This window comes from Gordonia sp. B8661-1 (assembly GCF_059427765.1).
The window spans coordinates 6,634-21,708 of sequence record NZ_JCAHRL010000002.1; the positions used below are offsets into that span (position 1 = coordinate 6,634).

The 15,075-nt window shown below is 69.7% G+C and carries 2 protein-coding genes (1 of these 2 only partly in view); both read left to right on the plus strand.

The annotated features are described in order from the left end of the window. On the plus strand, positions 1–8,208 hold the full coding sequence (locus AC4JJG_RS04110) for an amino acid adenylation domain-containing protein (protein WP_495399663.1): 8,208 nt from the start codon (positions 1–3) through the stop codon (positions 8,206–8,208). Continuing rightward, positions 8,205–15,075: the beginning of a non-ribosomal peptide synthase/polyketide synthase gene (locus AC4JJG_RS04115; RefSeq protein ID WP_495405743.1), read on the plus strand. The gene runs 47,231 nt beyond the window's last position; 6,871 of the gene's 54,102 nt are visible here — the first part of the coding sequence; it begins with the start codon at positions 8,205–8,207; its stop codon lies beyond the right edge, outside the window. Before AC4JJG_RS04110 ends, AC4JJG_RS04115 begins: the two co-directional genes overlap by 4 nt.

Consider the following 15,075-nt stretch of genomic DNA (forward strand, 5'->3'; position numbering starts at 1 on the left):
ATGGACTCGATCGACGCGGACCAGCGTTCCGCGGGTTCGGCGGATTCACCTGACCTGACGCCCTCGGAAACGCACCCGTCTCCATCGACTCCCGATTCGCCCTCGGCCGAGTCCGGCGCGACTGATACCCCGGCGATTCCCCTGACCGCGGCGCAACGCGGTATGTGGTTCGCGGAGAACCTCTCACCGGACTACTCGGTGATCGTCGCGCACTACCTCGACATCACCGACGACCCCGGTTCGTCACTTGACGTCGACCGCTTTGCCCGGATCGTCCGGGACACCGCATGGGATCTGCAGTCGGCGTTCACCCGCATCATCGAGGTCGACGGCGTACCGATGCAGGTCGTCGACCCGTCGATCGACTTCCGCGTACGCATCGTCGACCTGCGCGGCGACGCCGACCCCGAGGCAGCTGCCCAGGCCTGGATGGCCGCCGACTATCAGCGCGCGGTCGACCTGCGGACGGAACCGCTGGTGGTGTCCTCGCTGCTGCGCATCGCCGACGACCGGGTCTTCTGGTACCTGCGCGGCCACCACATCGCCATCGACGGCTTCGCCGCGCTCACCTCGGTCCAGGAGGCGCTGGCGCGCTACAGCGCGGAGATCACCGGTACCGAACTGTCGCAGAAGCCGCGGGCCGACCTCGCCGAACTCGTCGCCGACGACGAGGCGTACGCACGCAGCACACGCCGCGACTCCGACCGCGAGCACTGGGCCGAGCGCGCCGCGAATCTGCCCGAACGCGCCAGCCTGGCCGACACCGCCGTCATCGCCGGGCTCACGCCCGTCAACGTGGTGGCCGGCGAGCGCCTCGACGACCGGCGTCAGCAGCGTATCGACGACGCCGCCACGCAGTTGGGCACGTCGCCCGCGGTGCTGCTGACCGCGGCCTTCACCGCCTACCTGGCGCGGATGACCGGGACCGACGACACCGTCCTGAGCCTGCCGGTGACCGGCCGGGCCACCGCCCGCATCAAGCGCGCCAGCGGAATGGTCTCCAACATGCTGCCGATCGTCGCGCACGATGTCGGCGCGCAGAGCACGGCCGATCTGGTACGGCAGGTGCAGCTGGAGATGACCGGCGCGCTGCGTCACCAGCGGTATCGCTTCGAGGACATCCGGATCGACGCCGGCATGCGGGAGTCCAACACCGCCTCCTTCGGTCCGATCGTGAACATGATGTTCTTCGACAAGCCGCTCGAGATCGCCGGTGGCCGTGTCGATTACCACATCCTGTCCTCGGGCATCCTCGAAGACCTGCGCATCAACCTGTACCGCGCGGGGCCGGGGGAGCGGCTGGTCGTGGACCTGCACGGCAACCCGGGCCTGTACCGCCGCGACGATCTCGAGCGTCATCTCCGTCGCTTCCTCACGCTGCTCGACCGCCTGCTCGCCGACACCGATGTGCCGGTCGGTCAGGTGGATCTGCTGTTCGGCGACGAGGCCGCCGAGCTGACGGCCCTGGGCGCCGGCCCTTCGGTCGCGCCCCGCGACGACGACCACCTCCTCGACGCCTTCGAGGCCCAGGTGCACCGGACGCCGGACGCGGTGGCCGTCGAGGACGGGGACCGCAGCTGGACCTATGCCGAATTCGACACGCTGCGAAGTCGATTGGCCGGACGGCTGCGTGCCGACGGCATCCGGCCCGGTCACCGGGTCGTCGTGTCCCTTCCCCGGGGCGTCGAGCAGGTGTGTGCGGTCTACGCGATCCTCACCGCCGGGGCCGCCTACGTGCCCGTCGATCCCGGCCAGCCCGCACGCCGCCGCGCACTGATCGCCTACACCGTGGGCGCCGAGGTGGTCATCGACGCCGAGTACCTGGCGCGGGCCGCCGCACGGCCGGCGGGCGAGAGCTTCGACGGTCTGTCCACCCGGCAGTCCGGCGGGGCGCTGCCCGCGTATGTCATCTTCACCTCCGGGTCGACCGGCACCCCCAAGGGCGTCGAGGTCGATCATCACGCGATTCTCAATCGCCTGGCGTGGATGCAGGATGATCACCCGATTGACGCCACCGACGCGGTGCTCTACAAGACCCCGATCACCTTCGACGTGTCGGTGTGGGAGTTGTTCTGGCCCTTGCGCACCGGGGCCCGGATGGTCATCGCGCGCCCGGACGGACACCGCGATCCCGACTATCTCGCCGGTCTCATCGACGCCGCCGGCGTGACCACCCTGCATTTCGTGCCGTCCATGCTCGACACCTTCCTCGATGTGCGCGCTCATGCCGCCGACGCGAGGACGCGGTCGGCCGGAGCCGGAACCGGTAGTGAGACCTCGATTTTCGGTGCGACGGTCCGCCGGGTGTTCTCCTCGGGTGAGGCGCTGAGTCGTGGACTCGCCGACAAGGTCGCCGCCGCGGGGGATCTGGAGCTGATCAATCTCTACGGACCGACCGAGGCGGCCGTCGACGTGACGTCGCATCGGGTCGTCGCGGGCGCGGGGCCGGTCCCCATCGGCCGGCCGGTGGCGAACACCGCCGTCCACGTTCTCGACGCGCGGTTGCGTCCGGTGCCTGTCGGCGTGGCCGGTGAGCTGTACCTGACCGGCGCGCAGCTCGCGCGGGGCTATGTCGGACAGCCGGATCTGACCGCCGACCGTTTCGTTGCCGACCCGTACGGGACGCCCGGTGCCCGCATGTACCGCACCGGCGACATGGTCCGCTGGCATGCGGACGGGCAGGGTGCACCGGAGCTGGAGTACCTGGGGCGCACCGACTTCCAGATCAAGATCCGCGGCCAGCGGGTGGAACTGGGCGAGATCGAATCGGTCATCGGCGAGCTGCCGCAGGTGGGCGCCGTGGCCGTGGTCGCGCGGACCGAGGCGGGTACGCCGAGTCTGGTCGCCTATGTTCGCGCCGACACCCCCGACGCACCGGAGGCCGACGCGCAGGCCATCACCCCGCAGACCGTGCTGGCCGCGTGCCGACGGCACCTGCCGTCGCATATGGTGCCGTCGGCAGTCGTGATCCTCGACGAATTCCCCGTCAATTCCGCGGGCAAGCTCGACCGCGCGGCACTGCCCGAACCGGCTCCCATGGAGGCCGCGGCCTTCGCCGCCCCCACGTCGCAGACCGAGACGATCCTCGCCCGCCTCATCGGGGAACTGCTGGACCGGGACCGTATCGGGTTGCACGACAACCTCTTCAGCATCGGCGGGGACTCCCTGATGGCCGCGCGACTGGTCTCGCGCGCCCGGATCGACCACGGACTCTCGCTGCGTCTGGCCGACGTGTTCGACAGTGCGGACATCGCCGAGATGGCCGGACGTGCCGTACCCGAGTCCGCCGAGAGCCTTCCCGTTCTGCGGTCCGGCCTCGCCGGGTCGGGACCCGACCCGATTCCGTTGTCGCACGCCCAGACCCGGCTGTGGTTCGTCAACCGGATGGATCCGGCCTCGGCGACCTACAACATGCCCGGAGCCGTGCGGCTGGGCACCGACGTCGACCTGGATGCACTGCGCGCCGCGGTCCGGGACGTGGTCGAACGACACGAGACCCTGCGGACCCGGTATCCCTCGGTGGAAGGCGAACCGGTCCAGGAGATCCTGCCGACGGATGCGCTCGACACCTCCCTCGACGTTTCGGTGCGCCGCGTCGACGGCCCGATCCTCGATGCGGTCGCCGCCGAGGCGGCCGGTGGATTCGATCTCGTCGACGAGGTCGGCTTCCGGTGGGCCCTGCTCGCCGACGCCGAGGGTTACGTCGCCGTCATGGTGCTCCACCACATCGCCGCCGACGGTTTCTCCCTCGCGCCGCTCCTGCGGGATCTGCTGTGGGCCTACGCATCCCGTCGTCGAGGTGAACAACCGGACTGGCCCGACCTGCCGATCCGCTACGCGGACTTCGCCTGCTGGCAGCATGCGATGCTCGGCAGCGCCGACGACCCCACGCCGCTGCAGGCCACCGAATCCGCTTTCTGGGCCGACGAATTGGCCGGACTGCCCGAGCTGCTCAACCTGCCGACGGATCGTCCGCGACCGGCCGTCGCCACCGGCCGCGGCGGCTATGTGGACCTCTCCGTCGAATCCGAACTCGTCTCCGGGATTCACGCGCTCGCGCGAACGGTGGCGGTCACCCCGTTCACCGTGGTGCACGCCGCGCTCGCGACCGTGCTGGGTCGTCGCGCCGATTCCGACGACGTGGCGATCGGCACCGCGGTGGCGGGCCGCGACGACCCGCAGACCACCGACCTCGTCGGCATGTTCGTCAACACCGTGGTGCTGCGCACTCCGGTGCCCGCGTCGGCGACGACCCGCGAGTTGCTGCTCGACGCCCATCACGCCCGCAGCCGCGCGCTCGCGCATGCGCATCTGCCCTTCGAACGGGTGGTGGACATCGTGTCGCCGCAGCGGTCGTCCGCCTACGCGCCGCTGTTCCAGGTGGCGCTGACGATGCTGAAGTCGGACGCACAGGGCGCAGTGGTGGCGCGGGACGCGCTGATCGATGCCCGGGTGCCCTCGGCCAAGTACGACCTCGCCGTGACGATGACCGAGCATCCGCATCTGGCCGACACCGATGCGGACATCGAGATCTCCTACGCCACAGATCTTTTCGACCACTCGACGGTGGCCGCCCTCGGCGAGGAGGTACTCGCCACGCTGCGCGCCATGGTGGCCGGCCCGGACGGGTACATCGGCCGGATCGACCTCCTCGCGCCGGATCGGGTCGCCGCCCTCACGCGTCGCCCGCTGTCACCGGTGATGCCGGAGTCGTTCCGCGACCTGCTCGCGGCGGGTGCGGCGCGTGCCGACCACAGTGCTCCCGCACTGGTCGGTCCCGACTCCACGGTGACGTGGGCGGTCTTCGATGCCCGGACCAATCAGCTGGCGCGTGAACTCATCGATCGTGGAGTCGGCCCGGGAAGCCTGGTGGCCGTGAGCATTCCGCGGTCGGTGCACTCGGTCTACGCGATCGTCGCGGTGATCAAGACCGGAGCGGCCTTCGTCAACGTCGATCCGCGGCATCCGGCCGCGCGTCGCGCCGACATGGTCACCGACGTCGAGCCGGTACTCGGCCTCACCGTCGCCGAACTCGCCGGGGACACCGTCGGCGACATCGAGTGGCTGGCCGTGGACGACGAGGCCGTCGAACTGCGACTCGCCGGTCACAGCGGGGCCCGCATCCTCGATCGGGAGCTGACCACGGTCCCCACCCTCGGCGACCTCGCGTACCTGATCTTCACCTCCGGCTCCACCGGCCGTCCGAAGGCGACCGCGGTCAGCCACCACGGCCTGGCCAACCTGGTCAACAACCAGATCCGGCTGCTCGACGTCGACACCGACAGCCGGGTACTCCATGTGGCGTCACCGAGTTTCGACCTGTCGATCTTCGAGATGATCATGGGTCTGTGCGCGGGCGGCCGGCTGGTGATCAGCCCGGTGGACGTCTACGCCGACACCGACCTCGAACGCGTCATCGCCGACGGCGGTGTCACCCACACGGTCATGACGCCCTCGGCTCTGGGGACGCTCGATCCGGCCGCACTGCCCACGCTTCGGGTCGTCGGAAGCGCCGGCGAGGCCTGCCCGCCCGAGTTGATCCACCGGTTCGCGACGGGCCGGCGCGCGTTCTTCAACCTCTACGGTCCGACGGAGGTCACGATCTGGTCCACGGTGGCCGGACCGATGCGCCCCGGCGACCCCATGACGATCGGTCCCGCACTGCCCGGCGTGGGCACCCTGGTACTCGATCGCATGCTGCGGCCCGTGCCCGACGGTGTCCCCGGTGAGCTGTACCTGACCGGTATCCAGGTGGCGCGCGGCTACCAGGGGCGCTCCGGCCTGACCTCGACCCGCTTCGTCGCCAATCCCTTCGGCGACAACGGTGCCCGCATGTATCGCACCGGTGACCGGGTCTCCCGGTCGGCCGCCGGCGACCTGATCTACCACGGGCGCACCGACTTCCAGCTGAAGATCCGCGGACAGCGCGTGGAGCCCGGTGAACTCGATGCCGTGCTGATGGATCACCCGGAGATCACCAATGCGATCAGCATCGGTGTGCCGGGGCCCGCCGGGGAGACCGTGCTGGTCTCCTATGTGACCGTCGCCGACGGATCGTCGGTGGCCCCGGAGGCGATCATCGACTTTGCCGCCGATCAGGTGCCCGGACATCTGTTGCCGCACACCGTTCTGATCGTCGACGCGTTCCGGCTCACCCCGGTCGGCAAGATCGACCGCGAGGCGCTGCCCCCTGTGGACTTCAGCATGTCCACCGAATTCGTCGCGCCCCGCACCGAGATGGAGGTCATCGTCGCCGATGTCTTCGCGGAGGTGCTGGGGCTGAACGCGATCAGCGTCCACGACGGTTTCTTCACGCTGGGCGGCAACTCGCTCTCGGCCACCAAGGTGACGTCGCGGCTGTCGGCGCTGCTCGATCGCGCCGTGTCGGTGAAGGATCTCTTCGAGAAGCCGAGCGCCGCTGCTTTCGCGGCACACCTGACGACCTCGGTGGCCGGCCGCAGCGCGCCGGCGCTGACGGCGCGCAGCCGGGCGGCGATGGTCCCGGTCTCCGGGCTGCAGCGCGGTATGTGGCTGCTCAACCGCGCCGACCCGGAATCCGCGAATTACAATGTGGCGCTGGCACTCCGGATGACCGGCGAGCTCGACACGGCGGCTCTGCGCGCCGCGATCGCCGATCTGGTGACCCGCCACGAGTCGTTGCGGACCACCTATCCGATGGTGAACGGCACACCCGTCCAGGTGATCGTGCCGGTGACCGACCTCCTCGATGAACTGAACCTGCGCGTGACCGATCTCGACGGCGATCCGCGGGATGCGATCGCCCGGGTGACCGGCGAGGGATTCGATGTCGTCGGCAGTCCGCCGCTGCGCGTGGCGGTGCTGCGCGCCGGCGCCGACGATCACATCCTGGTCTTCGTCGTGCATCACATCAGCGCCGACGGCTCGTCCATGGCTCCACTCGCGCGTGACCTGATGACCGCGTACGCCGCACGGCATCAGGGGGCGGCACCGAGCTGGCCCCCGCTGCCCGTCCAGTACGCCGACTTCGCGTTGTGGCAGGCCGAGAAGCTCGGTGCCGCCGACGACGACGGGGTCACCGAGGAGCAGCGTCAGCTGGGGTATTGGCGTGACCGGTTGTCGGGTGCGCCCGAGCAGATCGAACTGCCCGCCGACCGTGCGCGCCCGCGGACGCCGTCCTTCGCCGGGGCCGTCGTCGACTTCCGCCTCCCGGCCGACTTGGTCCGCGGGCTCGAAGCGGTCGCGCGCACCAGCAACACCACGCTGTTCATGGTCACGCACGCGGCGTTCGCGGTGCTGGCCACGCGCATCACCGGACGCGGCGACGTGGTGATCGGCACGCCCTATGCGGGCCGCGGCGACGCCGCGCTCGACAATGTGGTCGGCATGTTCGTTAACACCCTGCCGCTGCGGACCCGGGTGGACGTGGGGGAGAGCTTCGCGTCGCTGCTCGATCGCGTGCGCACCGACGACCTGATGGACATGGCGCACGCCGACGTCGCGTTCGAGTCGATCGTGTCCGAGGTCCTCGATGCCACACCGACGTCGTTCAATCCCCTGTTCCAGTTGATGTTCGCGTTCCAGAACATCGACTTCCCGACCCTCGAACTGGCCGGCCTGACCATTGCCCCGGAGGACGAGCAACTGGTGTCGGCGAAGGTCGATCTGCAGCTGACGCTGTTCCCGCAGGATCCGTCGGGAGTCACCGAGGACGGTGCCATCAAGGGGCAGCTGCTGTACTCCACCGACCTGTTCGACGAGCGCAGCGTACGACGCTTCGCCGACTGGTACGTGCGGGTGCTGGAGGCGATCGTCGCCGAGCCGTCATGCGTTGTCGGCGACATCGCCCTGCAGACGATCGCCGCGGTCGGCGACGCGCAGACCGGTGACATCGAGGCTCCGTCACGGCCACTGCCCGAGCTGGTGACCGCGGCGACCGCGGCGGACGCCGACGCCCCCGCCGTGGAGCAGGACGATTTCGTGATGTCCTTCGGCGAGCTCGACGCGATGTGTTCGGCCATGTCGGCGGCACTCCCGGCAGAGGACCCGGACTCAGCGCTTACCATGGCCTTGATGAGTAGCGTCCCTGATCTCGCGGCCTCCGGGCCCGACGCTCTCGATGCCGTCCTCGGTGAGTTGCGCCGCCGCGCGACCGCCCTCGCTCCGGAGCGGTCGCCGGGTGCCGATTCCTCCGACGCGGTCGTGGTGAAGGGGCCCGGACGCCCGTGACACCGACCGGTTCGGATTCGAACGGCGTCGCCCCTGCGTGGGGTAGACGTCCGTCGACGCTGCAGTTGATCGGCGCGGCCGCCGCCGTGGCACCGGATGCGCCCGCGCTCGACGGTGCCAACGGTCCCGTCTCCTTCGCGGACCTCCATCGGCGCGCCGAGGCGACCGCGGACATGCTGTCGGCGCGCGGGATCGACACCGAGGCGGCGGTGGCGGCGACGATCACCGGGCTGCTGCCCCGGGCGGACCTGGCGCCCGCCGACGTCGCGGCCCGCACCCAGCGGACGGTCGCGGCGATCCGCTCGGCCGCCGAGGACGCCACGGGCACCCTCGACTGGGGTTCGCTGCCCGGCCTGTTCCGGGTGACCGCCCGGCGGTTCGCCGACCGTACGGCCGTGGTGGACGAGCCCGGCGCCGGGAGCGAAGCGAGCGGGCCGAATCGAACCGGCCGGGCGCTGACCTACGCCGAACTCGATGCGCGGTCCGACGCGGTGGCGGCGGGCCTGATCGCCGCGGGGGCCGGCCCGGAGAAGCTCGTCGGTGTGGCATTGCCGCGTGACGCCGAACTGATCGTCGCGCTGCTGGGTGTCGTGAAGTCCGGCGCCGCCTACCTGCCGCTGGACCGGTCCCACCCGATCGATCGTCTACAGGCCATCGTCGACGATGCCCGCCCGGTCCAGATCCTTGCCGACGACGAGACGGTCGGCAGCTGGGCGGAGCTGGGTGTCCCGCTGGCCACCGTGGCCGAGGTCGAGGCCCGTGGCCGCGAGGTCGGTACGGGGGCGATCCCCGATCACATCGATGGTGATCACCCGGCATATGTGATGTACACGTCGGGATCCACCGGCAAGCCCAAGGGCGTGGTCGTCACCCACGACGACGTGATCACGCTGCTCCGGTCGATGTCGGAGATGTACGACTTCACCGCCGACGACGTGTGGACGATGTTCCAGTCCTACGCCTTCGACGTGTCGGTCGGCGAGATCTGGGTGTCCCTGATCTTCGGTGGACGCCTCGTCGTGCTCGACTTCTACACCACCCGTTCGCCCGCGGATTTCGTCGAGGTGCTGCAGCGCGAGCAGGTGACCGTCGTCAACCTGACACCGTCGGCCTTCTACCAGCTCGCCGCCGCGGTGCGACCGCCCGCGAACGGTCAACTCGCACAGTCGATCCGCTACATGATCTTCGTCGGCGAGGCGCTCGACTTCGAACAGGTGCGGCGGTGGCAGGCCGACCGCGCCGAGTTCGACGGCAACGACGGGCCGTCACTGAACAACATGTACGGGCCCACCGAGGCGACCGTGTACATGACGCGGCGGGAGCTGACCGTCGATCTCGTCAGCGCATCCCTGGCATCCGACATCGGCGGCCCGATTCCCGGCACCCGCGTCCACGTCCTCGATCAGCGACTGGCGCCGGTGCCCGACGGCGTGCCCGGTGAGCTGTACATCGCGGGCGGACAGGTCGCGCGCGGCTACCTCGGCCGATTCGCCCTGAACGCAACGCGATTCGTCGCCGACCCGTTCGATCCGGCCGGTGGCCGGATGTATCGCACGGGCGACGTGGTGATCCCCCGTGGCGACGCCATGGAGTATCTCGGCCGCAGCGACGCGCAGGTGAAGCTGCGCGGATTCCGTATCGAGCTGGGCGAGGTGGAGGCCGCGCTGCTGACGGCGCCGGGTGTGGACGCGGCCGCGGCAGCCATCAAGCAGCGCGACGATCAGCCCGAGCAGATGGTCGGCTACGTCGTCGGTGCCGCGTCGGACGGCGGCGATCTCGATGTCGCGGAGGTGCGCGCCGCGACCGCCGCGCGCGTCCCGGACTACATGGTGCCCGACGTCATCATGGTGCTGGATCGTCTGCCGCTCAACGTGAACGGCAAACTCGACCGTGCCGCCCTGCCGGTACCCGCGGCGGTCGTCACCGCCTACGAGCCGCCCAGTGGTGACCTCGAGGAACAGATCGCAGGCGTCTTCGCCGCGGTGCTCGACGTCGACCGGGTCAGCGCGGTCACCTCGTTGTTCGACATGGGCGGCAATTCGCTTGTCGCCGCGCAGATCTCGGCACGGTGTGCCGACGAGCTGGACCTCGTGATGACGGTCCGCGACATCTTCGAGGCGCCCACGGTGCGGGATCTGGCCGTACGCATCGCCGATCGGCAGCGGGTGCACCGCCCGGAACTGGTGCCCGTCCCGCGCCCCGATCACATCCCGCTGTCCTATGCGCAGCGCCGGATCTGGTTCCTCGCCGAACTCGATCCCGGCAGCCACGTCTACAACATCCCGCTGGTCCTGCGGTTCCGCGGTGCTCTCGATCCGGCCGCGCTGCACGGGGCACTCGAGGATGTGATCGGCAGGCACGAGGTCCTCCGGACGCGATTCCCGGCCGTCGACGGCGTGCCCGCCCAGGAGGTTCTGGAGGCAGGCTCCTATCGTCCCGACATCGTGGTCGACCCGCCGGTCACCGCCTCGGCGGACGCGAGCATCGAGGATGCGCTCGGTGTCGCCGTGGGCACGGGATTCGATCTGCAGGCGGCTCCGCCGATCCGTGCCCGGCTCCTGGAGACCGGGACGGACGATCACCTGTTCGTGCTCGTGACACACCACGTCATCAGTGACGGTGGATCACTCACCCCGCTGGCGCGGGATCTGATGACCGCGTACGCGGCCCGGCAGGGCGGCGCGGCGCCCGAGTGGCCTGCGCTGGATGTGCAGTACGTCGACTACACGCTGTGGCAGCAGACATTGCTCGGCGACCCGGACGACCCGCGGTCCATCGCCGGCGAGCAGTTGCGGTTCTGGTCCGAGAACCTTTCCGGCGCACCGGAACTCATTGCGCTGCCGACCGATCGGCCGAGACCGCCGGTACCCAGCAACCGTGCCGGGGCGGTGACCTTCGGTGTGGATGCCGACCTGCTCGCCGCGGTGACCCGGTTCGCGGCCGCCCGCAACGTGTCGCTCTTCATGGTGCTGCATGCGGCCTGGGTTCTGCTGCTGCATCGCATCACCGGTGATCGCGACATCGTGATCGGTACCCCCTATGCGGGGCGTGGCGACCGCGCGCTCGATCATTTGGTCGGCATGTTCATGAACACGGTCGTGCTGCGCACGCAGGTGGATCCGGCGGCCGGGTTCGCGGCCCTCGTCGAGGAGGTCCGCGACCGTGACCTGACCGCACTGGGCAACGCCGACATCCCGTTCGACATGATCGTCGACCACGTCCAGCCGACGCGCAGCACCGCGCATTCGCCGATCTTCCAGGTGCTGCTGCTCCTGCAGGATGCGCAGAACGCCCGTTTCGATCTCGGTGGCGTGGATGCCGAATTGCTGGAGCAGTACCGGGATCTCACCGATCATGACCTGGCGATCACCTTCATCCAGGGGCCGGGAGCCGCAGAGTCGGCGTCGGGACTGTCGGGTGTCATCGAATACGCCACCGATCTCTTCGACCGCGCCACGATCGACGCCTTCGTCGCGATGTTCGAGCGGACCCTGCGCGCCGCGATCGGCGATCCCGCCCTGGCCGTCGGCGACATCGAGATCCTGGACCCGGCACAACCGTCCGTCACCACCGGGCCCGATGTTCCGGTTGCCGACCGGACCGTCCCCGAAGCCGTTGCCGCACAAGCGGAACGGACCCCGGACGCGGTCGCTCTGGTCACCGATGACCGTACTCTCACCTATCGGGAGTTCGCCGCGCAGGTCAACGGCCTGGCGCGGGACCTGATCGGACTCGGCGTCGGCCCGGATGTCGCCGTCGCGGTGTGTATGCCGCGATCGGTCGAGATGGTCGTCGCCCTGCATGCGATCGTCACGGCAGGCGGCCAGTACGTGCCCGTCGACATCGCCGCCCCCGCCGACCGCGTGGCCTACATGCTCGAGACCGCCGGTGCCGAACTGATTCTCGTGGCTCCGGGTGACGTGCCCGCGGCCGTCGCCGAGATCGGAGCGAGCGAGCCGGGTCGTCACAGCCGCGGCGCCCTGCACGTCGTCGACTCCGGTGTGGCGAGGAGCGCCGAGGCGGCACGCCCGATCACCGATGCGGAGCGGCTCGCGCCACTCCATCCCGATCATGCGGCCTATACGATTTTCACCTCCGGTTCCACGGGCCGCCCCAAGGGTGTGACCCTGTCGCATCGAGCGGTCGTCAACCGGTTGCGCTGGGGCCTCGACGAATTGCCCATCGACGCCTCCGACACGGTGGCGCTCAAGACGCCGTACACCTTCGACTGTTCGGTCGCGGAGTTCTTCGGACCGCTGATGGCCGGTTCACGGCTGCTGGTGCTGGGGCCGGAGGTGCACCTCGACCCGGTCGCGCTGGCCGATCGGATCGCGGCCCATCAGGTCACGATGGTTCACTTCGTGCCGTCGATGTTGTCGGTGTTCCTCGAAGTGGCCGGGGCGCAACGGGTCCGGGAGCTGACGTCGTTGCGCATCGTCTCCACCACCGGCGAGGCCCTGCCGCCCGCTGTGGCGGCGGAACTGCGCGAACTGCAGCCAGATGTCCTGTTCTACAACCTGTACGGGCCCACCGAGGCCGCGGTGGAAATCACCTACCAGGCGCTCGGGGCCGTCGACGCCGATGCGCCGACGGTGCCGATCGGTGTGCCGGTGTGGAATTCGACCGCCTATGTGCTCGATGCACGCCTCCACGAGGTGCCCGTCGGCGTGGCGGGGGAGCTGTATGTCGGTGGTGTGCAACTGGCCCGCGGTTATGCGGCACGGCCGGATCTGACCGCCGAACGCTTCGTCGCGGATCCTTTCGGTCCGGCCGGTGCGCGCCTGTACCGGACCGGCGACCTGGTGCGCCGCAACGCCGACGGTGATCTGGAGTATCTGGGGCGCACCGACTTCCAGGTGAAGCTGCGTGGTCAGCGGATCGAACTGGGGGAGATCGAGGCGGCGATCGCCGACATCGACGGGGTGGTGCACGCCGCGGCGACGGTCGTCACCCGGCCGGATGGCAGCCAACACCTGGTCGCTTATGTGGCCGGCGCCGGGAGCGGAGCGAGCGGGCCGAATGGGCCCGGCGCCGGGAGCGGAGCGAGCGGGCCGAGTGTGAGCGGGCCGAGTGAAACCGTGCTGCGGGAGGCGGTGTCGCAGTCGCTGCCGGAGTACATGCGGCCGTCGGTGTGGATGGTGCTCGACGACATCCCGCTCAACTCGGCGGGCAAGCTGGATCGCCGCGCGCTCCCCGAACCGGAGTTCAGCGCAGGCGAATTCGTGGCAGCGGAGTCGGCGGCCGAGGAGTCGGTGGCCGAGGTCTTCGCGACGGTGCTCGGCGTGGAGCAGGTGTCGGTCACCGACAGTTTCTTCGAAGTCGGCGGCAACTCGCTGTCGGCCACCCGGGTGGTGGCGCGTGTCGCCGCGGCACTCGATGTCGATGTCCCGGTCCGCGTGCTCTTCGATCACCCGAGTGTCCGGGAACTCGTCGCCCATCTCGGACTCACCGGCTCGGGCGGGGGAGTACGCCGCCCGGACTACACGCCGCGCGGCCGCCCGGACCCGCTGCCGCTGTCCTTTGCGCAGCAACGGATGTGGTTCATCAACCAATTCGACACCGCCTCGGTCGCATCCGATCCGCTCGGTTCGCTCCCGGCGTCGGCGTCGTACAACATCCCGGTACTGCTGCGTCTGACCGGCGCGGTGGACGCCGATGCGATGGCGTCGGCGTTCGCCGATGTGACCGGCCGTCATGAGGTGCTTCGTACCCGCTATCCCGCGGACGCGAACGGAACGCCGTACCAGGAGATCCTCGCGGAGAGCGAGAGTGTCCCGTTGCTCGACTTCGCGGTTGCCGACAGTGAGCCGGAGGCCCGCGAGATCCTGCGGCGCGGCTTCGATGTCCGTCGTCAGTTGCCGATCCGGGCACGGCTCGTCTCCCTGAGCGACCGCGAACACCTGCTGGTCGTTGTCGCGCATCACATCGCCGCCGACGGCGCATCCGGCCCGGTGCTCGCGCGCGACCTCGCGCTCGCGTATTCGGCACGCGTGGAGGGACATCGGCCGGAATGGTCGGAGCTGCCGATCCAGTACGCGGATTACGCACTCGCACAACGTGACTTCCTCGGTGACCCCGGCGATCCGGACTCCGAGATGTCGCGTCAGTTGGATCACTGGACGACCCGTCTCCGGGGTCTTCCCGACGTTCTCGAACTGCCACTGGATCACCCGCGGCCCGCGGTGGCGTCGATGCGCAGTGGCACCGTCGAATACGCGGTACCGGCCGAGGTGGGACGGGGGATCCAACGGATCGCCCGCGACCGCGGCGCAACGACCTTCATGGTGGTGCACGCGGTGCTCGCCGCCGCGCTGGCGCGTTTGACCGCGACCACCGACATCGCCGTCGCCACACCGGTGGCCGGCCGTGGCGACGCCGCGCTCGACGATCTCGTCGGCATGTTCGTCAACACCCTGGTGTTGCGGGCCGACGTGCCCGCCGATGTCACGGTGTCCGAGCTTCTCACGCAGGTCCGCGACGCCGACCTCGACGCGTTCGCCCACGCGGATCTGCCGTTCGAGCGACTCGTCGAGGCCCTCGATCCCGTGCGTTCGGAGTCCTTCGAACCACTCGCGCAGGTGCTGCTGGTGGCCGACCAGAGCCCGATCGGGCCGGTGGCGCTGGGCGACCTGAGTATCGCCGTCGAGGATCCGGGTGCCGACGCCGCGAAATTCGATCTGACCGTCGGGGTCTCCACCGCGGAGGACGGTGCGATGAGCGGCAAGATCGTCTATGCCGCAGATCTTTTCGATCACACCGGGGCCGCGCGGATCGCCGATGTGTTCACCCGTCTGCTCTCCGCCGTGGCGGCGACCGCGGACACCGGCGACGATCCGGTCGTCGGCGATCTCCCGATCCTGGACGACG